The following is a 21,493-nucleotide window of genomic DNA, read 5'->3' as shown; positions in this document are numbered from 1 at the left end:
TAAGAGCAGTCTTTCCAATTGCAAGGGCTTTTTCGTCTGGTTGCGCGCGTTCGCTCAAAAGCTGGCCGAACTGTCGATTTTAGCAACCGATCGATGGCAACTCCTTGCCTGGCACTCAGATCTTGAAGACATGGCTGCGATAGAAGCGCAACTCGGCGATGGATTCGCGGATGTCGTCCAGCGCCTGATGGGAGCCACTCTTGCTGAACTGATCCAGCAGTTCGGGCTGCCAGCGACGTACCAGCTCCTTGATGGTGCTGACGTCGACGTTGCGGTAATGGAAGAAGGCTTCCAGCTCGCCCATGTGCTTGACCATGAAGCGGCGATCCTGGCCTATGCTGTTGCCGCACAGCGGGCTGGTACGCTCCGGCACCCACTGGCGGATGAACGCGAGCGTCTCGGCCACGGCGCGGGCGTCGTCGTGCTGACTCGCCTTGACCCGGGCCACCAGCCCGCTCTTGGTATGGGTGTTGACGTTCCAGTCGTCCATCTTGGCCAGCTCTTCATCGCTCTGGTGGATGGCGATGACAGGCCCTTCGGCCAGCACGTTCAGATCCTTGTCGGTGACTATGGTGGCGATCTCCAGTACCACGTTCTCTTCGGGGTCCAGACCCGTCATCTCCATGTCGATCCATACCAGGTTCTGCGCGCTGACTGTCATGATTGCTCTCTCTATTGGGAGGAATGGCGGAATTTTGCCAATTTGCATGTATCATACTGGCTTTGGATCTGTTCATAAACTGGCGAATCGAGTGGCAAAGAAAGCAAAACTCAATCTGGGTCAACAAAGGCGCGTCCAGGCCAACCGCGAGCGGCGGCTGCAAAAAGATCACACTACTGTCGTGGATGACACCCTGTTTGGCCCGGCTATCGAAGGGGTAGTGATAAGCCGCTTCGGTCAGCATGCGGATGTGGAAGCCGTCGATGGCACCATACACCGCAGCAACCTGCGTCGCAGCAGCATCAGCAGCCTGGTGTGCGGCGACAAGGTAGTCTGGCGTCCCGGCCTCAATGCCGCGACCGCAGGGGTCATAGAGGCGGTGCATCCGCGCCACTCTGTGTTGACCCGGCCGGACTTCTACGACGGGGTCAAACCCATCGCCGCCAACATAGACCAGATCATCATCGTCTCGGCGGTGATGCCGGAGTTCTCCACCAACATCGTCGACCGCTATCTGGTGGCCGCCGAGGATGTGGAGATCCAGCCGCTCATAGTGCTGAACAAGGTCGACATGCTCGATGCCGCGGCCCGTGCCCGCATCGATAGCCAGCTCGACCCCTATCGCAAGCTGGGCTACCAGGTGATCCTGGTCAGCTGCGAGAGCGGCGAAGGGCTGGATGAGCTCAAGGCCCAGTTCGAAGGCAAGATCAGCATCTTCGTCGGCCAGTCCGGGGTGGGCAAATCGTCGCTCACCAACGCCTTGATGCCGGGGCTGGATGTGCTCACCGGCGAGATCTCCGAAAACTCGGGACTCGGTACGCACACCACCACCACGGCGCGGCTCTATCACTTCCCGAGCGGCGGCGATCTGATCGATTCCCCCGGGATCCGCGAGTTCGCCCTCTGGCATCTGGAGGCCGATCGCATCACCTGGTGCTTTATCGAGTTCCGCGACTACCTGGGTGGTTGCCGATTCCGCGACTGCACCCACAAGGACGATCCTGGCTGTGCCCTGCGTGCGGCGGTCGACCGTGGCGACATCAGCGCCGATCGCTTCCACAACTATCACCGCATCCTGGAAACCATGCAGGAAGCCCGCCACGGCCGGCAACAGGCCCGGCTGTGACCCATTCAACTTATTATTTCGATGAAGATCATGAGCATCACTGACAACCTGAAAATTGCCGGTCAATACTGCCTGCCCAAACACGCCCTCTCCCGTCTGGTGGGCAAGCTGGCAGCTGCCGAAGCCGGCAACCTCACCACCAAGGTGATAGAGGCGTTTATCAAGCAGTACGGCGTCGACATGAGCGAGGCGCTGCACGAGAGTCCGGCCCACTACAAGAGCTTCAACCAGTTCTTTACCCGTGAGCTCAAGCCGGGGATACGTCCGCTGGTAGAGGATGCCATGACTCTGGCCCTGCCGGTGGACGGCACCGTCAGCCAGCTCGGCCCCATCCATCAGGGTCGCATCATCCAGGCCAAGGGCCACGACTACAGCGCCCGTGAACTGCTGGGTGGCTATGAGGATCTGGTGGCGCCGTTCAAGGATGGCGACTTTGCCACCATCTATCTGGCACCCAAGGATTACCACCGCATCCACATGCCGCTGGACGGCGTGCTGGAGAGCATGGTGTTCGTGCCGGGGGATCTCTTCTCCGTCAACCCGCTCACCGCCGAGAAGGTACCGAACCTGTTCGCCCGCAACGAACGGGTGGTCGCCACCTTCCGCACCCCCCATGGTCCCATGGCGCTGGTGCTGGTTGGTGCCACTATAGTCGCGAGTATCGAGACCATCTGGGCCGGCAATATAGCGCCGACCAAGCAGAAGGAAGTGGTGCGCTGGGATTACAGCGGCGATGAGGCCATCACACTGCAAAAAGGGGCCGAGATGGGCCTGTTCAAGCTCGGCAGTACAGTCGTCTGCCTGTTTGGACCCGGCATGCTGGCTGGCTTCGAGCCGCATCTGGCCAACGGCATCACCACCCGCATGGGTCAACCCTTTGCCACCTTGGCGGCCAAGGCATGAGTGAGCAGCCAGGCGCCTCGCAACCAAAGAACCCGCTGCACGGACTGACCCTGGAGGCGATCGTCACCACCCTGGTCGAGCACTATGGCTGGGAAGAGCTGGGACAGCAGATCAACATCCGCTGCTTCACCGACGATCCCAGCATCAAGTCCAGTCTGAAGTTCTTGCGCAAGACTCCCTGGGCCCGGGAGAAGGTCGAAAGCCTCTATATCTATGTCCAGCGCAAGCAAGCCAAATCGAAGAAGGAAGGGCCAGATGGCGTTTAAGATCACCTACACCTACAAGAAACAGACCAAAGAGCTCGGCTATGCGAACGACAAGTTCCGCAGCATCTACGACGCCATTGCCGCCGCCGAAGGGCTGGATCTTTCCAGCTTCCACGCCATGGAGGCCCAGCTGGCGCAGGTCTGCCGCCGTGACAAGAAGAGCGTGAAGGATTACCAGGAGAACTACTTCAAGGAGCTGGGTTTCTCCAACATCGTCATCGAACGGGACAATCTCGAAGACAAGCAGGAGTAAGCATGCGCACTCTGACTCTGATGGCCGCCTCCCTGCTGCTGGCGGCTTGCAGTACCCCGACCCAGCATATGGTCGGCAATGATCAGGATATCCACGGCTGTCGTGCCAGCGCCGGTTATCAATGGTCAGCGCTGACCAACCAGTGCGTGCGTCTGTTCGAGCAGGCGGTGCGGCTGCAATCCCTCGAGGCGAATGAAACCGGCAGCGCCTTCGTGCTGTTCAACGCCGACCAGAGCCAGGCCGAACTGACCCTGCCAAGCGGTGAGCAGACCCGCCTGACCCGGCAAGGAGACGAGGGCAACTGGTCCTGGCAGGGCGGCGCCTATCAGCTCTTCCCCTGGAAGGGTTATCTGCTCAAATCCGGCGAGCAGGCACTGTTTCACGGCGACAGCGCCCTCTGATTGCCAGCCCATGCCATCAAGCGCCCCGGTTCCTGCCGGGGCGTTTTTTTATGGCTGGCCGCACCATGCTGGCATGCGGGAGTGGCCGCCAGGATAAGCGGATGGCGGCATTCCCCGCCTTGCGGCACGCGGCCCCAAAAACAAACACCCCGTTGCAGGCAACGGGGTGTTTGGTGCGAGCCGCCAGGCAAGCGGGCGGCTGACGGAGGCGGATCAGTTGCCCAGAGTAGAGAACAGGCTCTGTTCCAAGCTGCCGCGAGAGACGCAGACCGGGGTGATGGAGGGTGCCAGCACGCGCTCGCCGGAGGATTCGACGAAGTAGAGCTGGGTGTTGCCCTTGACGTTGACGGTCGCCACGCTGTTGTTGCCGCTCTGGGTGATGATCAGGTTGATCTGCAGATTGGGGTTGCCCAACGCCACTTTGGAACCCATGGTGCCGCAATCCAGCCACTCCAGGCCATCGGCCGAGTTCTCGACGTTGGCGGTCATCAGACCTGAGCCACGCTGGCTGTTCTCGATGTTGAGGCCGTGATCGCCAAACCACTTCTCGGCGCGGGCCCACACCAGATCCACCGGGATCTGCATCTCCTGGGTGTTGTTGGTCGCCTTGGCAACCGGCGGGGTATAGCGGTACTGCTCGCCGCCATTGTTGTCGCTGGCACAACCGGCCATCAACAGGGCCAGTGCTACTCCCACAATCTTTTTCATGCTGCTTCTCTCATCCATATAATCCGGCCATAGGCCAACCGGCGGCTATTATGGCGTCAGCGACACAGACTGTCAGCAGAGATCGACAGAAATGCATCAGCCTTAACCCAAGCTTTACAAAACCAGCCTGCTATCATAGATTTGCTCGAAATTTCCCCCGTGAGTGTCTGCGTGAATTCCTTGCTCACCCTGACTCTGCTGCAGCAGATCATCGATCAGTTACCCATGAATATCTTCTGCCGGGATACGGCCGGACGCTACCTGTTTGCCAACCGGGTCTTTACGGAGCAGGCGGGGCTGTTGCAACCGGCGGATCTCATCGGCAAGACGGACGCGGACATGCCGTGGGGCGACATCTTTCGGGAAGAGGATCAGCAGCTGCTGACGGATGGCAAGCCCCTGCTCTATCAGCAGTTGCACTGCCACAGCGGCGATGCCACCAGCTGGATGGAGATCCACAAGATCCCGCTCTATGACGAGCAGGGCAAGCCGGTCGCCCTGTTCGGCATGGTCAACGAGATTGGTCAGCGCAAGGAGCTGGAGCAGACCTTCCGCCAGCAACAGCTGCTGCAGCGCCGCCTGCTGGACGCCATCCCGGATCCCATCCGGCTGGAGGATCATCAGGGCCTGCTCATCGACTGCAATCAGGCCTTTCTCGACTTCATGGGCATGGTGGCGAGCGAGGCGCTCGGCCAGCGGGTAGCTCACCGCCTCTCCACCGAGCTGCCGATGGGGCGCGGTGAATACTGTCTGGTGGATGCCAGCGGCCAGGGCCGCTACCTGGAGGTCACCCGGGTCGATGTGCCGGACGACGAGGGCAACTCCCTCGGCATCCTGACGTTGAGCCGCGACATCACAGGGCTGCGTACCACCCAGGCCCAGCTGCAGCAGGAGCAGCACTACGACAGCCTGACCGGCCTGCTCAAACTCTCCCACTTTCTGCAGACCAGCCGCCATCTCGGCGCCCGCAAGGCCAGCCTGCTGCTGGTCGATCTGCAACACTTTCGCGAGATCAACGACCGCTTCGGCATCCGGGTGGCCGATCGCCTGCTGAGTCAGGTGGCCCGCCGCCTGCAACAGCTGGCGCCACCCCAGTCGCTGGTGTGCCGGGTCGCCGCCGACGACTTCGCCATGCTGCTGCCCGAGCTGACCGAACCGCTGGCCGACTGGAGCCGCCGCCTGCAAGGGGAGCTGATGGTGCCCTATCAGGTCGAGGAGCACAGGATCCAGATCCCGGTGTTCCTCGGCATAGCCCACGGCAAGGCCAACGATGCGGAGCGGCTGCTGAGCCATGCCGAGGCCGCGCTGGCCCAGGGCAAGCGTCAGCAGCAGCACTGCACCCTGTTCGATCCCGAACTCGACGCCAAACTCAAGCGCCGTCAGCTGATCGCGGCCCAGTTGCCGCTGGCCATCAAGTCGGGTCAGCTCACCGCCGTCTATCAGCCCATCATCAGCACCCGCAACAATCAGCTGCACGGGGCCGAGCTGCTCTGCCGCTGGCCTCACCCCGAGCTCGGCATGATCTCGCCGGATGAGTTCATCCCGCTGGCGGAGGAGCTGGGGCTCATCGGCCAGCTTGGCCAGCGCATGCTGGAGCAGGGCTGCGCCCAGCTGGCGCGCTGGCAGGCGGCGGCGCCGGATCTGGTGCTCTCCATCAACCTGTCGCCGCTGCAATTTCGCGACCCCGAGCTCTGCCCGCAGATCTTCGCCTGCATCGAGCGCCACGGCCTGGCCCCCTGGCAACTGGAGCTGGAGATCACCGAAGGCGTGCTGATGGAGAACGCCGACGAGATCGAGAGCAACCTGGCCAACCTGATCGAAGCGGGATTCCAGCTCGCCATCGATGACTTCGGCACGGGTTACTGCTCGCTCGCCTACCTGCCGAGGCTGCAGGTAGCCACCCTCAAGCTGGACCGCAGCTTCACCCAAGGGCTGGCCACCAACCAGGCGACCACCGCCATAGTGCGCTCCGTCATAGGTCTGGGCCACGAGCTGGGGATCAGGATCACGGCCGAAGGGGTCGAAACCCCAGAACAGCAGGCCTGGCTGGTGCAGGCCGGTTGCGATCGGCTGCAGGGCTACCTGTTCAGCCGCCCCCTGCCCCCCGACGAGTTTGCCCGCAGCTACCGGTTGCCCGGCGCCTGACCGCCAGCTGGTTAGCTATAAACTGGCATGCACATTTGGCGGTTAACTCTTCCATATTGGATGCGCAGCAACAGGTCGGTACTAAAGAACCCTTTATCCAGTAGGGTCAACAAATCGTCAGCCCGCGATGTGATGAAATCGCTGACCAGAGCGATTCCCCCTTGTGATAAGGGGTGATGGCCGCATTGGCTAGCACATGCGAGCGGATATTCATCAACGTGATCAGCGCCACATCGGATCGGGGGTCTACTGGTCAGTTACGGTGTTACCCGAGCCGAAATGGGCTTTGAGCTCAGAAATATCCTGCGTTCTGAGCAGAGCACCATTGATGACGAAAACTTGCAAACCTTGCCACTGGTTCTGGAGATAGCGCTCTCGTCACCAGGCACCGGCGGTTTACTTGTAGTGGTCTAATCATCCCGGACACCATTTTAGGTGGTACAGTCGCCACCATGACCAGAGGTGTTCAATGACAAGATTACGTCGCTCATTCACTGCCGAGTTCAAGCTAACCGGCGTAACTGTGTGTCCGGATTTAGTTGACCACTACAAGCCAGTCCAGCCGCGTCAGTACCGGCCTGCTCTACAACTTCTAAGCCCTTCCCCGGCAACAAACAACAAGGCCACCCCATGGGTGGCCTTGGCATCTTCAGCGTGGGCTGACGTCAGATACCGAGCGAGTCGAGCAAGTCGTCATGCTCATTGGCGACCGGCGCGGCCACCGGGGCCGGCTTGGCGGCCGCCAGCTTGGTCTGGGCGATCAGGGCATCCGGATCCAGCTCCTCCTCATCCATGCCATCGTTGTGAATGCGGATGAACTCTGTCCTGTCCATCGCCAGCTCCAGATAGAAGATGTTGTTGCGAGCGGTGAAGAAGGTGACCCGGCGCGCTTCCGGGTTGTCGAGGTTGGTATCGACGCTCAGCATCACCTGCTTGTTCAGCGCCAGCATCTTCGGCTGGTTCTGGGTGATGTGAGTCTGCAGATCCCGGCCAACCTTGACGGTGAAGCTGCCGACTATCTGGTTCATCAGCTCGCCCATGACGTTGCTCACCTCGTCCGAGGTGTGGGAGATGGCGAGATCTTCCTTGGAGAGGCCCATGCTGAGCATGTAGCTCTCATAGAGCTCCATGGCCGCAGAGGCGGAGAAGTTGATCACCACCAGGCCGGAGAAGCCGCCATCAAACAGCACGAAACAGCCGATATCCGGCTTGAGGCAGGTCTTGCTGATCCGCTGCACCATGCCGGAGAAACGCACCTGACTCTGGGTCGCCGCACTCAATACGTCCGTAACCGAATGACACAGACTCAGCAGCACATCCTCTGTGGTCAATACGGCATCGTTGTCGGCTCTTGTCACTATCATGGGACCTTCCTGAACATCGAAAATGGGCTTATCTATACCATAACTCTAACAGATAGCGCGGCTTGGGCTTCGAAATAGCGAGCCGCCTCTCACTTGACTCAATTATCAGCGGCAAGCGGAATGAAACCGGCCAGATGGCCGAGCTTGAGACGCCAGCTGGCGGCCTCCTGCTGCAAGCTGGCCTCGTCATGAGGCAAGGAGGGATGAGCTCCCCAGATGGGACCTGGCCATGCCCGATCCGTGGTAAAACGGGCGACATGATGCAGATGCAGTTGCGGCACCAGATTGCCGAGCGCCGCCACGTTGATCTTGTCCGGCTGCAGCGCCTGCTCCATCAGGGTGGCCAGGGCGCAGGACTCCTGCATCAGCTGTTGCTGCTGCGCGGGCGCCAGATGGTGAATCTCCCGCAAGTTGGCGACCCGTGGCACCAGGATGAGCCAGGGATACTGGCTGTCTTTGGCAAGCAGGACACGACAAAGCGGCAGATCCCCGAGCAACTGGGTATCCGCCTGCAGGCGAGTGTGCAATTCAAACATGAAGACCTCGTTGGATAAGGTGGGCGCAATGCACGAAGAGAGCCCCCACGTTACTGCAACGGGCCGCAAACTTAAAGTCGCGGCACGGCCCAGCCGATGAAGCGCTTGCGAAGCTCGGGATCCGCTTTGAGGAACAGCTGCTGCAACTGCCCTTCCAGCTCGCGGGTAGCCAAGGCGGGAGCCGTGGCGCCTGCGGTTGCAGTGGTGGCCACGGCGGCTGTCGTCAGCGCCGCCTTACCGGCGCCGCGATTGTACTCATCGAGCCGGGCACGCCAGTCCATGCCGAGCAGCATGCCGCTGGTCACCAGCGCATCCTGCTGGATGGAGAGCGCCCGGCCATCCGCCTGCAACGCCACCACGGGGGCCCTGGCATAAAGCTGCATCCCCTTTTCGGTAGCCGGTACGCTGGCCACCAGTTGCAGGCGCTGTTGGCTGGCCTGATAGCGCAGCACCTGCGGCTCGGATCGCACCTGCCGATCGTTTTCGCTGCTATTGCGGCTCGGGATCACCCCCTCATAGCGCACCAGCAGTTGCTGCTCTCCGTCCGCCAGGGTGGCGTGCTGCTCATCCTGCAACTTGCCACTGCTCACCGCCAGGATCTGGAAATCCGTTGGCACCGCCACCTCGACCTCGGCCTGCGCCGTACTCATGCCCGTCGCCGCGCACAGCAGCGTCAATCCAACCCAACCCTGATAACCCTTCATGCTCGCTCATCTTCCTGATCGCTGTGATGGGCGCAGGGTAACAGCCGAAGATGACAGAAAAATAACGGCGCAGAGCCCTCACAACAGGTAGTGGGGCCGCTCGGCAAACCACTGGGCCAGCACCTGCTTGAACAGCCGGATCTTGCGCGGAACCCGCCGCTGCTGGGCATGCAGCACGTGCAGCGGGTGCAGACCTGTCTGCCACTGATCCAGCACAGCCACCAGCTCGCCGCTCGCCAGCCAGGGCTCCACCAGCATCAGCGGGCATTTGGCGTACCCCATGCCCGCGCGGGCCAGTTGCAGTACGGTACTGTAGTGATTGGCCCGCACCTTGCCCTGCACCAGAATGTGAGCCTCCTCCTCTCCCTTGCGAAAGTGCCACTGCTCCCAGGCCGGGTTGTGGCCCTGCAACAGGCAGGGGCGGCCGCTCAGTTCATAGGGCGTGGCGGGGAGGCCTTCCCGCGCCAGCAGGACGGGACTGGCCACCACCACATCCTTGAGCTGACCGAGCGGCAGCGCCACCAGGTTGTCGGGTATGCTGCTCATGGCGCGCAGGGCTATGTCGTGCTCCCCCTGGCTCATGTCGACCATGGCGTTGGTAAAGTTGAGCTCGACCTGCACCCCGGGACAGAGCTCGGCAAAGCGGCCAAGCAGCTCGCTCACCATGCGATCCCCCGTGCTGACCGGGCAGGTGAAGCGCAGCCGGCCACTGTCCTCCTCGGTCAGCGCTTGTATGTCCTGCTCCGCCTGGCGGGCCAGTGCGAAGATCTGCCCCGCCTGCAAGTAGAGGGTCTTGCCCGCCTCGGTCAGGCTGAGGCGGCGGGTGGTGCGCTGCAACAGCTGGGCATTGAGGGCAGCTTCCAGAGCGCTGACATGGCGGCTCAGCATCCCCTTGCTCACCCCCAGGGCATCGGCGGCGGCGGAAAAACTGCCCCGCTGCACCACCTCGTAAAAACTGGTCAGATGGGAGATATCCATCATTAGCTCCAATATGGAAACAATGCGTTTATTTTACGCGCTTTTTCTCTCTTTTTATCGCGCTAGAATCAACACATCCCAACCAGGAGTGAAACAGATGAAGATTGTGATTGTGGGTGCCTCCGGCACCGTCGGCTCGGCCGTCAGTGAGTTGCTTGCCAAAGACCACCAGGTGATCCGGGTCGGTCACAGTCGCGGCGATGCCACTGTCGACATGCGTGACCCCGCCTCCATCAAGGCGCTGTTTGCCAAACTGGGGACGTTCGATGCACTGGTGGTGGCCAGCGGCAGCGTGGCCTTCAATGGCCTGACCGAAATGACGGACGAGCAGTGGCAAGTGGGGATCGAGAGCAAGCTGATGGGCCAGATCAATCTGACCCGTGCCGCCATCCCCCACCTGAATGACAAGGGTTCCATCACCCTGATCAGCGGCATTCTGAGCGAGGAGCCCATCAACTGGGGGGCCAGTGCGACCACCATCAACGGCGCCATAGAGCACTTCGTCAAGGCGGCAGCCTGCGAACTGCCCAAGGGGCTGCGCATCAACGTGGTGAGCCCGACCGTGCTGACCGAATCGATGGACAAATACGCCGCCTTCTTCCCGGGCTTCGTACCAGTGCCAGCCGCCCGGGTGGCCCAAGCCTACCAGAAATCCGTGCTCGGCGTGCAGACCGGCCAGGTGTTCAAAGTCAATGGCTGACGCCTTGCCAACACCGTTGAAAAACCAATAAAAACGGGCCCCGCACTGGGGCCCGTCTGTTTGTCGGCTGTTCCTTTCGCCACCGGCAAACGTTTGTTTCCCGGCGACAAAAAAAGCGGCGATCCTTAGTCGATCAGACCGTACTGTTCCCGCAGCACCTCAATGATCTCCTGCTTGGGATTGGCACTGCGCACCAGCGGCTGACCGATGATCTTCTCGGCGATCCCCACATAGGTGTTGGAGATATCCATCATCACCTCGGTCGGCAACTTGTTGTCACGGGCCAGGGCGAAGCGTTCCGGCATGCGGTGCTTGTTGAGCAGGATATCCGGATCCGGGAAGTGGTTCAGCAGCCACTGGCGGAAACCCTCTTTGGACTTCTCGACGATCTGGCCGTCGCGCAGGGCGGCGCCATCCCAGATGCGGGAGCTGTCGGGGGTACCCACTTCATCCATATAGATGAGCTTCTCATTGCCGGCCGCGTCCTGGACATAGCCAAACTCGAACTTGGTATCGACGAAGATCTGATCCAGCTCGGCCAGGGCGTCACTGATGACGTTGAAGCCTTCCTTGAGCAGCACTTCGTAGCGGTCGATATCGGCCAGCTTGCTGAAGTTAAAGCCCTGGTAGTGGCGCTCTATATCGGCGCGGGAGACGTTGACGTCATCGGCCTCAGGCACGCCATCCAGCCCTGTCAGCACACCCTTGGTGGAGGGAGTGATGAGGATTTCCGGCAGCTTCTGATCCTTTTTCAGGCCTTCCGGCAGGGTGATGCCGCAGAACTCGCGTTCGCCATCCTTGTAGGCACGCCACATGGAGCCTGTGATGTACTGGCGGGCGATCGCCTCGATCATCACGGGGCGGGCTTTTTGCACGATCCAGACGAAGGGGTGCGGGATATCCAGGATGTGGCTGTCGGCCAGTCCCTTCTCCTTGAACAGCTTGAACCAGTGGCTGGAGATGGCGTTGAGTGCCGCCCCCTTGCCAGGTACACCGTTCAGCCCGTCCACACCTTGCCAGATGCAGTCGAAGGCAGAGATGCGGTCGCTGATCACCATGAGGGCAAGCGGCGCATCGGCTGGCACATCATAGCCTTTCTCCTTGATGAGCCGGGCACTGTCTGCGGGGGTCAACCAGTAGACGCTGCGCACTTTGCCGGAATGGACAGGTTTATCGGTACGGATCGGCAAATCGTCATTCACCGCCAATACTTGATCTGCAAGACTCATGGCTAATAACACTTCCTGTTTGTGGGAGGAATAAAACAGGAGCACAGGGCCCCTGTTTCTGGGGGTTAACATATCAAGCGCATCAGACCCTGTATTTACAGGGGGATTAACCTAACAAAACAGGGGCACTAGGCCCCTGTTTCTATTCTGTTTTTGCTGCCTGGTCAGCCAGGCCCTTGGCGAATGCCTCGGACAGGCTGATGTACATCTGGGAGATGACACCGGACGACACTGGCTTCTTATCCTTGTCGAACAGTGTGATGGAGGTCTTGCCCCCAGCCATCTCGCCAAGCTGGAAGCGATACTTGTCCTCTTCCAGTTTGAACGGCTCGCTGCCCTTGGCCTTCCAGAAGTCGCTGCCCGGCTCGTCGTACTCGACGTCGATCCAGCCCAGAGACTGCTGGGTATCCTTGATGGTGAAGCCATAGCCAGGCAGCACCTGGTTGAGGCGACGCCACACCTGATCAAAGGAACCGTCGGCAATCCAGGCACTCAGCTCGTTGTTGTCCAGCCCCAGCTCCAGCCCCATGCCATCGTTGGCCTTGTGCTGTTCGCGGGACTTGAGCTGCTTGTCGTAATAGAGGGAGAACTGGTTCAGGGCGCGGGTGGCGTAGCGCTGGGCATCGGCCGGCGTCAGCACAGTGCTGGTCTCGCCGTCTATGGTCTCTTCGTGATCCAGCACCCGCACCGACATGTTGACCGCGTGACGCTGGACATCGTTGCGCAGGGTGAACTGGTAACGCTGACGGATGTTGAAGTCGTCATCCTCTTCGCTCCAGCCATCGAGGGCCTTGGTGTTGTCAAACCAGCCGGTCTGCAACACGCCGGCCTGCTGATCCAGCTTCTCTGTGGTCACCTTGTACTGGGCCAGGAAGTTCATCAGGAAGGCCCAGGTATCGCGCTCCACGCTCTGGGAGGTGCTCAGGGCATAGAAGGCCACTGTTGGCTCGCTGGCATTGGGCACCACCTGGCTGCCCGGTACCACGGTCAGCAGCTGAGCGGGCGGGCGCACGTCAATCTTGGCGCCGAGGGCACCTTCGCGGCTGCTCTCGGGCAGCGCCGGGATGTCGAAGCTGCTGTTAAAGGCGGGGGTACTCAACCCGGCCGGCACCAGGAACGCGCGGCCTTCAAGGCGGGCATCCTCGTACTCGAAACCACGGTTGGCCATCTTGCGCTCTTGGGGTGAGCTACAGGCTGCCAGCACGGCAACGGTCGCCACACTCAGCACCAGGCGCACTGCATTTCCCTTTCCATTTGCTTTAAACACTCGCCATCAACTCCGCAGTGGTCAGTGCTCGCGTCATCGCTTGTTCGCCCTCGGGGGTGAGGTCGGTGAGCGGCAGACGCAAGGTCGCCGTCGCCATCAATCCCAGTCGGGCACAGGCCCACTTCACCGGGATGGGACTCGGTTCGCAGAACAGAGTCTGATGCAACGGCATCAATCGATTGTTGATGTCATGGGCCAGACCGGCATCACCGGCCAGCGCTGCACGACACATGTCGGCCATCTGGGCCGCTGCAATATTGGTGGTGACCGAAATGACTCCATCGCCACCTTGCAGCATAAAATCACATCCACTGGCATCATCGCCACTATAAAGCGCGAATTCCGCTCCGCACAGCTCACGCAGCAGCGGAGTACGGCTCAGATCCCCGGTGGCCTCTTTCAGACCTATGATGCCGGGCACCTTGGCCAGTCGGGCTACCGTCTCCGGTTTGAGATCGCAACAGGTGCGACCGGGCACATTATAAAGAATTTGGGGCAGACCACTAGCCTCGGCGATCGCACAATAGTGACGATAGAGACCTTCTTGGGTGGGTTTGTTGTAATAAGGGGTAACCGAGAGACCCGCCACCACGCCCGTTTCGGCGAATCGTTTGGCCAGGGCGATGGCATGGGCGGTATTGTTGGAGCCGCAACCGGCGATGACGGGAATGCGTCCGGCGGCCAGTTCCACGGTTTTTTCCACGACGGCAATGTGCTCCTGCTCGCTCAGGGTCACCGATTCCCCCGTGGTGCCAACCGCAACTATGGCGGTGGTGCCTGCGCTGACATGATAATCGACCAAGGCGGCCAGACTGGTCCAATCGACTTCGCCTGAAGCCAGCATGGGGGTAACGAGGGCAACGATACTACCGCGTAACATGGATATTTCTCCCGATTTTCAGGGGCGTTATGGTAAAGCTGCCCCCTTGGAAAAACAAGGGAGGCAGGGGGCAAGCCGTGATACCATTCTGCACAAAAAGCGGTGCGCGAGCGCGACGGCCTGCGCCAATCCCGGGTCTTCTCGACCCGAGACAAGGCTCGCGGCCACGGCATTCTTACAAGGTTGCCATGTAACAGCGCAGGGAATGGCCCAAGGCCGGCCACCCGGTCAGGGCGGCGCCCACTGCGCTCACATTCGCAACAAGCTAATGGACGAGAGAAGATTTATGACTCACTACCTGGTCGTAACGGCCATAGGCACGGACAGGCCTGGCATAGTCAATGAGGTCACCCGCCACGTCAGTGGCTGTGGTTGCAACATTGTCGACAGCCGTCTTGGTATCTTCGGTAATGAATTCACCTTCATCATGCTGCTGTCCGGGGACTGGAACAGCCTGATGCAACTCGAGATAAGCCTGCCCCTGCGCAGTCAGGAGTGGGATCTCATCACCATGATGAAACGCACCGAGCGCCACCACTCACTGCAGTACGACATCAGCGCCAACGCCGAGATCCTGATCCGCGACCAGCCCGGCATCGTAAGCCAGTGCACCCAGTTCTTCAGCGACCACGGCTGGGACATCCAGGCCATGCAGACCATGACCCTGGAACAGCAACCCTTCAACCTGCTCAAGGCGAGCTTTCAGCTCAATCTGGCCAAGCAGGGAGAGACCGCCGGCTCGGAAACGGCCTTCGCCGGATTCTGTCGCGAACTGGGCGCAGAATCGTTCGAATTCATCGTCAACAACAAACACGCCTGACGGCGTTCGGAGACCCCATGCAACCACTACAGGCTGGTACCCAGGCCCCCGACTTTTCCCTGCCCGATCAGGACGGCAACCCGGTTCGTCTTGCCGATCTGCGCGGCAAGAAGGTGCTCATCTATTTCTACCCCAAGGCGATGACCCCGGGCTGTACCACGCAGGCCTGCGGTCTGCGTGACGTCAATGGCGAGCTGGCAGCCCTCAACGTGGTGGTGCTTGGCATCAGCCCGGATCCGGCCAAGCGCCTGAAGAAGTTCGAGGAGCGCGACAGCCTCAACTTCCGCCTGCTGGCCGATGAAGATCACGCGGTGGCCGATGCCTTTGGCGTCTGGGGCCCGAAGAAGTTCATGGGCAAGGAGTATGACGGCATTCACCGGCTGAGCTTCCTCATCGATGAAGAGGGCAAGGTCGCCCACCGCTTCGACAAGTTCAAGACCAGCGACCACCATCAGGTGGTGCTCGACCTCATCAAGGGTTGAACCCGCCCGGCCTGAAAAACACCCAATACAAAAAGGGCCTGCAACTGCAGGCCCTTCGCTTATCTCGTTCGCCAGTCTCGCTGCGTGATGATGGCATCAGCCAGCGCATCCCGGCGGGGAGTCATCTCGGCCGGCCTTTCCCTTGCCCCATCGGCCAGAGCCTGTGGTCACGGTGACTGAGTCATGGTTGTAATAGTCGTGCATGCTCCTGTACTCGGGGACTTTGGCATGTCAGTTGGTGCAACCCAGATGACACCCACACTGTTGCCAGCTCAGGCCGAAACACAAGTACGCAGCCGCTACCATTAATTCACCCGTCGCAGAGCCATTTTGAGTTCCCGACCCGGCTTTCTCGCCAACCTCCCCTGCCAGATCAAAAAATTCATCTGAGATATGGGTTAACGTGACCCCAGTTTCATTTTCCAGTGAGAAAAGCCCATGAACATGAGCCACACCGAACGCCTGATCCTGAGCAACCAGTACGAGATCCTGGCCAAACTCAATCCGGAGAAAGCGGCGTCTTACCAGCGGGCCAGCACCATCATAGCGCGCGGCTACTGCCTGCAGATCCTCGAACTGGAGAAGAGCTTCGGTCATCTGGATCTGGCCACCTGCCAGGAGGTGATTGACACTCTGGAGCTGCACCATGCACTGGCCATCTCCTGGGGCAACCTGGATGGCGCCGATCAGGGTGAAATCAACGCCAGCCGGCTGGAGTTCAACGGCTACAGCCGCAGCCAGGAGCGGGAGCTGGCCGACTACGTCTGCTTCCTGCTGGAAGTGGACAAACGCTTCCCCGAACTCAAGTGCCCGTGTGACGAGCTCTCCAGCGATATCGCCATGCGTGACAAGTACCAGCGCATGCTGACCGTATGGCGCCAGTGCCCCCGTCAGTACAAGCTCTCCATCCAGGAGATCCGCAAGGTATTGGCGGCCTGATCGCCATGGATGGAAAAGGCGCCTCTGGGCGCCTTTGTTTGATTGGAAAACCTTGTTCGTCTATTCGTAGAGAAAGGATTTGTCCAGCTGCTTGAAGGCGGCATTGAGGGTATCGGCCAGCTCTTCGTAACGGGGCTGGGCCACCAGTTGGCGATGTCCGCCCTGCTCGTTCATCTTGCCGTTGATCTCGCGATACCAGCTGGCAAGGGAAGGAGGCAGGCGGGTATCGGCGCGCTGACCGAGCCAGTAGTAACCTTGCAGCGGCAAGCTGAGCAGAAACAGCACAGAGGCCATGACCGAAGGCCAGTAGTGCAGCTCACCAAGCTGGAACTGCAGCATGACGCTGAGCACCGCCAGCGCCGGGATGATCTTGAGGGCGAATTCGGTGGCCTTGATCACCCGGTTCTCGGGAAACATGGAATTAAGCTCGGGACGGCGGGGCCAAAGGGTCATATAATGACGGCCTTGCTGTAATTTAGTTCCAAAAATGTTCATGCTCATGCTACCTCCGAGCTTTTTTTGAACGTATTAACGGCAAAACCTCGACTATATTTGATGTGCAATAACAAAGGTTGAGGATGACTTTGTTATTTTTCAACAATCGGGTTATCCTTTGTACGCCCAATTTTTGCGCCAACGGCCTGCCGTTGCGCTGTCAGGGACGTCTGGATTTCGGGTCTTGTATCACTATACAAGGGGCAAGCAACAGATTGCCAACCCTCATAAGGATAAGTTGAAAGTTTTTGGACGCAACGCGTCCAACGCATCCTCCTACACAACCCAATCTGCGATAGGATTTATTCATGAGTAAGCTGGTTCTTGTACTTAACTGTGGCAGCTCGTCCCTGAAGTTTGCTGTCATTGACGCAACCACCGGTGATGACCTGTTGTCCGGCCTGGCCGAGTGTTTCAACCTCGACGACGCCCGCATCAAGTGGAAACTGAATGGCGAGAAAGGCAGTGCCGATCTGGGCGCAGGTGCCGCTCACCAGGAAGCGCTGGACTACATCGTCAACAAGATCCTGCCGCTCAATCCGGAACTGTCCAAGAATCTGATCGCCATCGGTCACCGTGTTGTGCACGGTGGTGAGCGCTTCACCTCCTCCGTCGTGATCTGTGATGACGTGATCGCCGGCATCGAAGCCGCCGTACCGTACGCACCGCTGCACAACCCGGCTCACCTGATCGGTATCCGTGAAGCCCGTCGTATCTTCCCGGCCCTGGCCGACAAGAACGTGGCCGTGTTCGACACCGCCTTCCACCAGACCATGCCGGAAGAAGCCTTCCTGTACGCCCTGCCGTACAAGCTCTACAAAGAGAACGGCATCCGTCGCTACGGCGCGCACGGCACCAGCCATTACTACATCAGCCTGGAAGCAGCCAAGCAGCTGGACAAGCCGGTGGAAGAGCTGAACATAATCAACTGCCACCTAGGCAACGGCGGTTCCGTCTGTGCCATCAAGAACGGCAAATCCGTTGATACCTCCATGGGTCTGACCCCGCTGGAAGGCCTGGTCATGGGTACCCGCTCCGGCGATCTGGACCCGGCCATCATCTTCTTCCTGCACGACAAACTGGGCATGAGCGTGGCGGATATCAACACCATGCTGACCAAAGAGTCCGGTCTGCAGGGTCTGACCGAAGTCACTTCCGACTGCCGTTTCGTTGAAGACAACTACGACAGCAAAGAAGAAGCCAAGCGTGCCATGGACGTTTACTGCTATCGCCTGGCCAAGTATATCGGCGCCTACGCCGCCGCCATGGACGGTCGTCTGGATGCCGTGGTCTTCACCGGTGGTATCGGTGAAAACTCCGCCCCGATCCGTGAAATCACCCTGAACAAGCTGGGTCTGCTGGGCTTTGACGTCGATCACGACGCCAACCTGAAGGCTCGTTTTGGCAAGGGTGGCGAGATCACCAAGGCTGGTTCCACCAAGGCCCTGGTTATCCCGACCAACGAGGAGTGGGTCATTGCCCACGATGCGCTGGAACTGGTCGGCGCATAATTTCGCTGTAGAGCAAGGCCGCCCCAGGGCGGCCTTTTCCTGATCCCAAAAAATGAGCAAGGGGTATTAAGTGGCACGCACTATTATGCTTATCCCGGTCGGCACTGGTGTCGGCGTAACTTCCGTGAGTCTTGGCGTTGTCCGCGCCATGGAACGTCACGGTGTCAATGTCAGCTTCTTCAAACCGGTCGCCCAGCCGCGTCCGGGTGAAACCGGTACCGAGCGCTCCACCGCCGTGATCCGCGCCGCTGCCAACATCAACCCGCCCGAGCCGTTCGCCCTCTCCTACGCCGAGAACATGATCACCTCCAGCAACACAGATATCCTGCTGGAAGAGATAGTGGCCCGCTTCGAAGAACACGTGAAGGCGAGTGGTGCCGAGGTGCTGGTCATCGAAGGCATGGTTCCGACCGACAAGCAGCCGTTTGCCAACAAGCTGAACTACGACGTCGCCAAGGCGCTGGATGCCGACATGGTGTTCGTGACCCACCCGGGCAACGACTCCAGCCAGAAGCTGAAAGAGCGCATCGAGCTGGCCTGCTCCAACTTCGGTGGCGTCAGCAACCCCCGTATCGTGGGTTGTGTCATCAACAAGGTTGGCGCTCCGGTTGACGAGCACGGCGTGACCCGCCCCGACCTGACCGAGATGTTCGAGGCGCACCACCACACCTCCGAAGCAGCTCACAATCTGGAAGTGCTGCAGGTATTCGGCAAGAGCCCGCTGCGCATCCTGGGTTGCATCCCCTGGAATACCCAGCTGATCGCCCCGCGCGCCAAGGATCTCGCCAAGCACCTGGCCGCCAAGATCCTGCACAAGGGTGAGCTGGACAGCCGTCGCCTGCAGACCGTGACCTTCTGTGCCCGTTCCATCCACAACATGGTTGAGCACTTCCGTCCGGGCAGCCTGCTGGTCACCTCCGGCGACCGTTCCGACGTCATCGTCTCCGCCTGCCTCTCCGCCATGAACGGCGTCAAGCTGGGTGCCCTGCTGCTGACCGGCAACTACCATCCGGAACCGCAAGTGCTGGCCCTGTGCCAACAGGCCATGGCCACCGGCCTGCCGATCATGATCACAGGCACCAACACCTGGCAGACCGCCGTCAGCCTGCAGAACTTCAACGTCGACATTCCGGAAGATGACCGCGAGCGTATCGAACTGGTGCAGGACTATGTGGCTGGCCACATCGACAAGCACTGGATCGAGTCACTCTCCGCCAAGTCCACTCGTTCCCGTCGTCTGAGCCCGCCGGCCTTCCGTTATCAGCTGACCGAGCTGGCCCGTCAGGCCAACAAGCGCGTCGTGCTGCCGGAAGGCGAAGAGCCGCGTACCATCAAGGCTGCCGCCATCTGTGCCGAGCGTGGCATAGCCCGCCCTGTGCTGCTGGGCAACCCGGAAGAGATCCGTCGCGTCGCCGAACAGCAGGGCGTGGTGCTGACCGACCGTGTCGAGATCATAGATCCGCTGGAAGTGCGTGAACGCTATGTGCCGCGTCTGGTCGAGCTGCGCAAGAACAAGGGCATGACCGAAGTGGTTGCCCGCGAACAGCTGGAAGACAACGTGGTGCTGGGCACCATGATGCTGGAGCGTGGCGAAGTGGACGGTCTGGTCTCTGGCGCGGTACACACCACCGCCAACACCATACGTCCGCCGATGCAGATCATCAAGACAGCCCCGGGCTCCTCGTTGATTTCGTCGATCTTCTTTATGCTGCTGCCTGATCAGGTGCTGGTGTACGGCGACTGCGCGATCAACCCGGATCCCACTGCCGAGCAGCTGGCCGAGATCGCCATCCAGTCCGCCGACTCCGCTGCCGCTTTCGGCATAGAGCCGCGCGTCGCCATGATCTCCTACTCCACCGGTACCTCTGGCGCCGGTGCAGATGTAGAGAAAGTGCGTGAAGCGACCGAGCTGGCCAAGGCCAAGCGCCCCGACCTCATCATCGACGGCCCGCTGCAGTACGACGCGGCCATCATGGAGAACGTGGCCAAGTCCAAGGCACCGAACTCACCGGTTGCAGGTAAGGCCACAGTGTTCGTGTTCCCGGACCTGAACACCGGCAATACCACCTACAAGGCGGTACAGCGCTCCGCTGACCTGGTCTCCATCGGTCCCATGCTGCAAGGCATGCGCAAGCCGGTCAACGACCTGTCCCGTGGCGCCCTGGTTGACGACATCGTCTACACCATAGCCCTGACCGGTATCCAGGCAGCTCAGGCCGAGTAATCGACCTTCAGCCGACCCTATGAAAAACCCGCCGAGAGGCGGGTTTTTTTATGGCGGGCGGATGACATGTTGATCCGCAAGATCAAATCAGGATCCTGACCGGATCCCAATCCTCATCGCCATCGCCTGCCTGGCAAGGGAGAGAGGATAAGCAAACACTCACACCCGCCAGAGTGGATTGCACAATTGCACCCCAGCAGAGATCAGATCCAAATACCCCTTTAAGATCAGCTCACTAACGCTAGACACACCGCTAATCTACAGAGTTTTCCACAGCTTTTGTGGATAGTTTACTGATCATTTGAAAGAAAATGACAGACTCGCACTTCCCCCTTGCTCACCTTGCGCCCATGAAAAAGGGCTCCGCAGAGCCCTTTTGGAATAACAGCCTCATCGGCGAAACAATCAGGGGCGCAGTGCCTTGTCAGCCCGGGAGATACCACAGACCCCCGAGCGCACCACCTCGATGATCTCGTTGGTCTGGGCGGCTGTCTTGATGAAGGCGTCCAGCTTCTCGCTGGTGCCCACCAGCTGCACCGTGTACTGCTCCGGGGTCACATCGACGATCTGGCCACGGAAGATGTCCGCCAGCCGTTTCAGCTCGTCGCGAGCGCCACCGGCGGCACGCGCCTTGATCAGCGCTATCTCCCGCTCGATATGCTCACCCTCGCTGAGATCGCACACCTTGAGCACGTCCACCAGCTTGTGCAACTGCTTCTGGATCTGCTCCAGCACCCGCTCGTCACCCATGGTCACTATGGTCATGCGCGACAGGGTGGGATCCTCGGTCGGCGCCACCGTCAGGGTCTCGATGTTGTAGCCGCGCTGGGAGAAGAGACCTACCACGCGACTCAGGGCGCCGGACTCGTTTTCCAGCAGTACTGAAATGATATGTCTCATC

At 60.2% G+C, this 21,493-nt stretch carries 23 protein-coding genes and 1 pseudogene; 12 read left to right on the top strand and 12 right to left on the bottom strand.

The window, feature by feature from the left end; translation table 11 throughout:
* Positions 1 to 115 precede the first annotated feature (115 nt).
* A complete protein-coding gene (gene orn / locus IU367_RS04115) occupies positions 116 to 661 on the bottom strand; it encodes an oligoribonuclease (protein WP_241278638.1) in 546 nt (181 codons plus the stop codon).
* 91 nt (positions 662 to 752) lie between these two features.
* On the opposite strand from orn, the gene rsgA reads away from it, so the two are divergent.
* From rsgA to IU367_RS04090, 5 genes are read left to right on the top strand one after another with little or no spacing between them, the layout of a single operon-like run.
* Complete coding sequence (gene rsgA, locus IU367_RS04110) at positions 753 to 1,787, top strand: small ribosomal subunit biogenesis GTPase RsgA (protein ID WP_042870911.1); 1,035 nt, start codon at positions 753 to 755, stop codon at positions 1,785 to 1,787.
* Between the two features lie 30 nt (positions 1,788 to 1,817).
* Complete coding sequence (gene asd / locus IU367_RS04105; protein WP_098985053.1) at positions 1,818 to 2,690, top strand: archaetidylserine decarboxylase; 873 nt, start codon at positions 1,818 to 1,820, stop codon at positions 2,688 to 2,690.
* Positions 2,687 to 2,956 carry a VF530 family protein gene (locus IU367_RS04100; RefSeq protein WP_274453507.1) on the top strand — a complete coding sequence of 90 codons (270 nt, stop codon included), beginning with the start codon at positions 2,687 to 2,689 and terminating at the stop codon, positions 2,954 to 2,956. Before asd ends, IU367_RS04100 begins: the two co-directional genes overlap by 4 nt.
* Positions 2,946 to 3,209: a DUF2960 domain-containing protein gene (locus IU367_RS04095; RefSeq protein ID WP_005317932.1), complete on the top strand. Its 264-nt coding sequence runs from the start codon at positions 2,946 to 2,948 to the stop codon at positions 3,207 to 3,209. The genes IU367_RS04100 and IU367_RS04095 overlap by 11 nt, the downstream gene beginning before the upstream one ends.
* A 2-nt stretch (positions 3,210 to 3,211) precedes the next feature.
* Positions 3,212 to 3,610, top strand: coding sequence for a hypothetical protein (locus tag IU367_RS04090; protein WP_098982569.1), 399 nt, complete (start codon positions 3,212 to 3,214; stop codon positions 3,608 to 3,610).
* Between the two features lie 213 nt (positions 3,611 to 3,823).
* Here IU367_RS04090 and IU367_RS04085 read toward each other — a convergent pair whose 3' ends face one another.
* Complete coding sequence (locus IU367_RS04085) at positions 3,824 to 4,318, bottom strand: hypothetical protein (RefSeq protein WP_017410927.1); 495 nt, start codon at positions 4,316 to 4,318, stop codon at positions 3,824 to 3,826.
* Positions 4,319 to 4,489: 171 nt separating this feature from the next.
* On the opposite strand from IU367_RS04085, the gene IU367_RS04080 reads away from it, so the two are divergent.
* Positions 4,490 to 6,463, top strand: a complete 1,974-nt coding sequence (locus tag IU367_RS04080) for a sensor domain-containing protein (protein ID WP_098982566.1) — start codon at positions 4,490 to 4,492, stop codon at positions 6,461 to 6,463.
* Positions 6,464 to 6,486: 23 nt separating this feature from the next.
* On the opposite strand, the pseudogene IU367_RS04075 reads toward IU367_RS04080, so the two are convergent.
* From IU367_RS04075 to IU367_RS04055, 5 genes and pseudogenes are all read right to left on the bottom strand, one after another.
* Positions 6,487 to 6,841: pseudogene (locus tag IU367_RS04075) on the bottom strand (IS4 family transposase); the annotation flags it as partial.
* Between the two features lie 287 nt (positions 6,842 to 7,128).
* Positions 7,129 to 7,827, bottom strand: a complete 699-nt coding sequence (locus IU367_RS04070) for a DUF3334 family protein (RefSeq protein ID WP_042865686.1) — start codon at positions 7,825 to 7,827, stop codon at positions 7,129 to 7,131.
* 98 nt (positions 7,828 to 7,925) lie between these two features.
* Positions 7,926 to 8,363: an HIT domain-containing protein gene (locus tag IU367_RS04065; protein ID WP_241280046.1), complete on the bottom strand. Its 438-nt coding sequence runs from the start codon at positions 8,361 to 8,363 to the stop codon at positions 7,926 to 7,928.
* 71 nt (positions 8,364 to 8,434) lie between these two features.
* Positions 8,435 to 9,067, bottom strand: a complete 633-nt coding sequence (locus tag IU367_RS04060; protein WP_043141793.1) for a DUF2057 domain-containing protein — start codon at positions 9,065 to 9,067, stop codon at positions 8,435 to 8,437.
* Between the two features lie 78 nt (positions 9,068 to 9,145).
* Positions 9,146 to 10,045 (bottom strand): LysR family transcriptional regulator, encoded by a 900-nt coding sequence (locus IU367_RS04055; RefSeq protein WP_241280047.1) that lies wholly within the window; start codon positions 10,043 to 10,045, stop codon positions 9,146 to 9,148.
* A gap of 97 nt (positions 10,046 to 10,142) precedes the next feature.
* Here IU367_RS04055 and IU367_RS04050 point away from each other — a divergent pair, with 97 nt between their 5' ends.
* The gene (locus IU367_RS04050; RefSeq protein WP_043141788.1) at positions 10,143 to 10,745 is read left to right on the top strand and encodes a short chain dehydrogenase; all 603 of its coding nucleotides are present in this window, start codon (positions 10,143 to 10,145) and stop codon (positions 10,743 to 10,745) included.
* A 125-nt stretch (positions 10,746 to 10,870) separates the two neighbouring features.
* Here the strand turns inward: IU367_RS04050 and IU367_RS04045 are convergent, their stop codons facing one another.
* The 3 genes from IU367_RS04045 to dapA all read right to left on the bottom strand — a co-directional run bounded on the left by IU367_RS04045 (position 10,871) and on the right by dapA (position 14,121).
* Positions 10,871 to 11,974 (bottom strand): phosphoribosylaminoimidazolesuccinocarboxamide synthase, encoded by a 1,104-nt coding sequence (locus IU367_RS04045; protein WP_043554624.1) that lies wholly within the window; start codon positions 11,972 to 11,974, stop codon positions 10,871 to 10,873.
* Positions 11,975 to 12,116: 142 nt separating this feature from the next.
* Positions 12,117 to 13,241 carry an outer membrane protein assembly factor BamC gene (bamC, locus tag IU367_RS04040; protein ID WP_103473022.1) on the bottom strand — a complete coding sequence of 375 codons (1,125 nt, stop codon included), beginning with the start codon at positions 13,239 to 13,241 and terminating at the stop codon, positions 12,117 to 12,119.
* Positions 13,234 to 14,121 (bottom strand): 4-hydroxy-tetrahydrodipicolinate synthase, encoded by an 888-nt coding sequence (gene dapA, locus IU367_RS04035; protein ID WP_241280048.1) that lies wholly within the window; start codon positions 14,119 to 14,121, stop codon positions 13,234 to 13,236. Before dapA ends, bamC begins: the two co-directional genes overlap by 8 nt.
* Before the next feature lie 286 nt (positions 14,122 to 14,407).
* Here dapA and IU367_RS04030 point away from each other — a divergent pair, with 286 nt between their 5' ends.
* From IU367_RS04030 to IU367_RS04020, 3 genes are all read left to right on the top strand, one after another.
* Positions 14,408 to 14,941, top strand: coding sequence for a glycine cleavage system transcriptional repressor (locus IU367_RS04030; protein WP_241280049.1), 534 nt, complete (start codon positions 14,408 to 14,410; stop codon positions 14,939 to 14,941).
* Between the two features lie 17 nt (positions 14,942 to 14,958).
* The gene (bcp, locus tag IU367_RS04025) at positions 14,959 to 15,423 is read left to right on the top strand and encodes a thioredoxin-dependent thiol peroxidase (protein ID WP_241280050.1); all 465 of its coding nucleotides are present in this window, start codon (positions 14,959 to 14,961) and stop codon (positions 15,421 to 15,423) included.
* 438 nt (positions 15,424 to 15,861) lie between these two features.
* Positions 15,862 to 16,362 (top strand): YfbU family protein, encoded by a 501-nt coding sequence (locus tag IU367_RS04020; protein WP_043556017.1) that lies wholly within the window; start codon positions 15,862 to 15,864, stop codon positions 16,360 to 16,362.
* A 60-nt stretch (positions 16,363 to 16,422) separates the two neighbouring features.
* Here the strand turns inward: IU367_RS04020 and yfbV are convergent, their stop codons facing one another.
* Entirely contained in the window at positions 16,423 to 16,863 is a 441-nt protein-coding gene (yfbV, locus tag IU367_RS04015) for a terminus macrodomain insulation protein YfbV (RefSeq protein ID WP_042865674.1), read from the bottom strand.
* A 302-nt stretch (positions 16,864 to 17,165) separates the two neighbouring features.
* Here yfbV and IU367_RS04010 point away from each other — a divergent pair, with 302 nt between their 5' ends.
* Both IU367_RS04010 and pta read left to right on the top strand, forming a co-directional pair.
* On the top strand, positions 17,166 to 18,368 hold the full coding sequence (locus IU367_RS04010) for an acetate kinase (RefSeq protein ID WP_043556015.1): 1,203 nt from the start codon (positions 17,166 to 17,168) through the stop codon (positions 18,366 to 18,368).
* A 70-nt stretch (positions 18,369 to 18,438) separates the two neighbouring features.
* A complete protein-coding gene (pta, locus tag IU367_RS04005) occupies positions 18,439 to 20,592 on the top strand; it encodes a phosphate acetyltransferase (protein ID WP_043141774.1) in 2,154 nt (717 codons plus the stop codon).
* Between the two features lie 405 nt (positions 20,593 to 20,997).
* On the opposite strand, the gene ilvN is transcribed toward pta, so the two are convergent.
* A complete protein-coding gene (ilvN, locus tag IU367_RS04000) occupies positions 20,998 to 21,492 on the bottom strand; it encodes an acetolactate synthase small subunit (protein WP_040097800.1) in 495 nt (164 codons plus the stop codon).
* Position 21,493: the final 1 nt, after the last annotated feature.

Origin of the sequence: Aeromonas bestiarum, from assembly GCF_028751155.1 — a bacterium.
GTDB lineage: Bacteria > Pseudomonadota > Gammaproteobacteria > Enterobacterales > Aeromonadaceae > Aeromonas > Aeromonas bestiarum.
The sequence above is the reverse complement of the archived record's forward strand: the minus strand, read 5'-3'. Positions and strand labels throughout refer to the sequence as shown.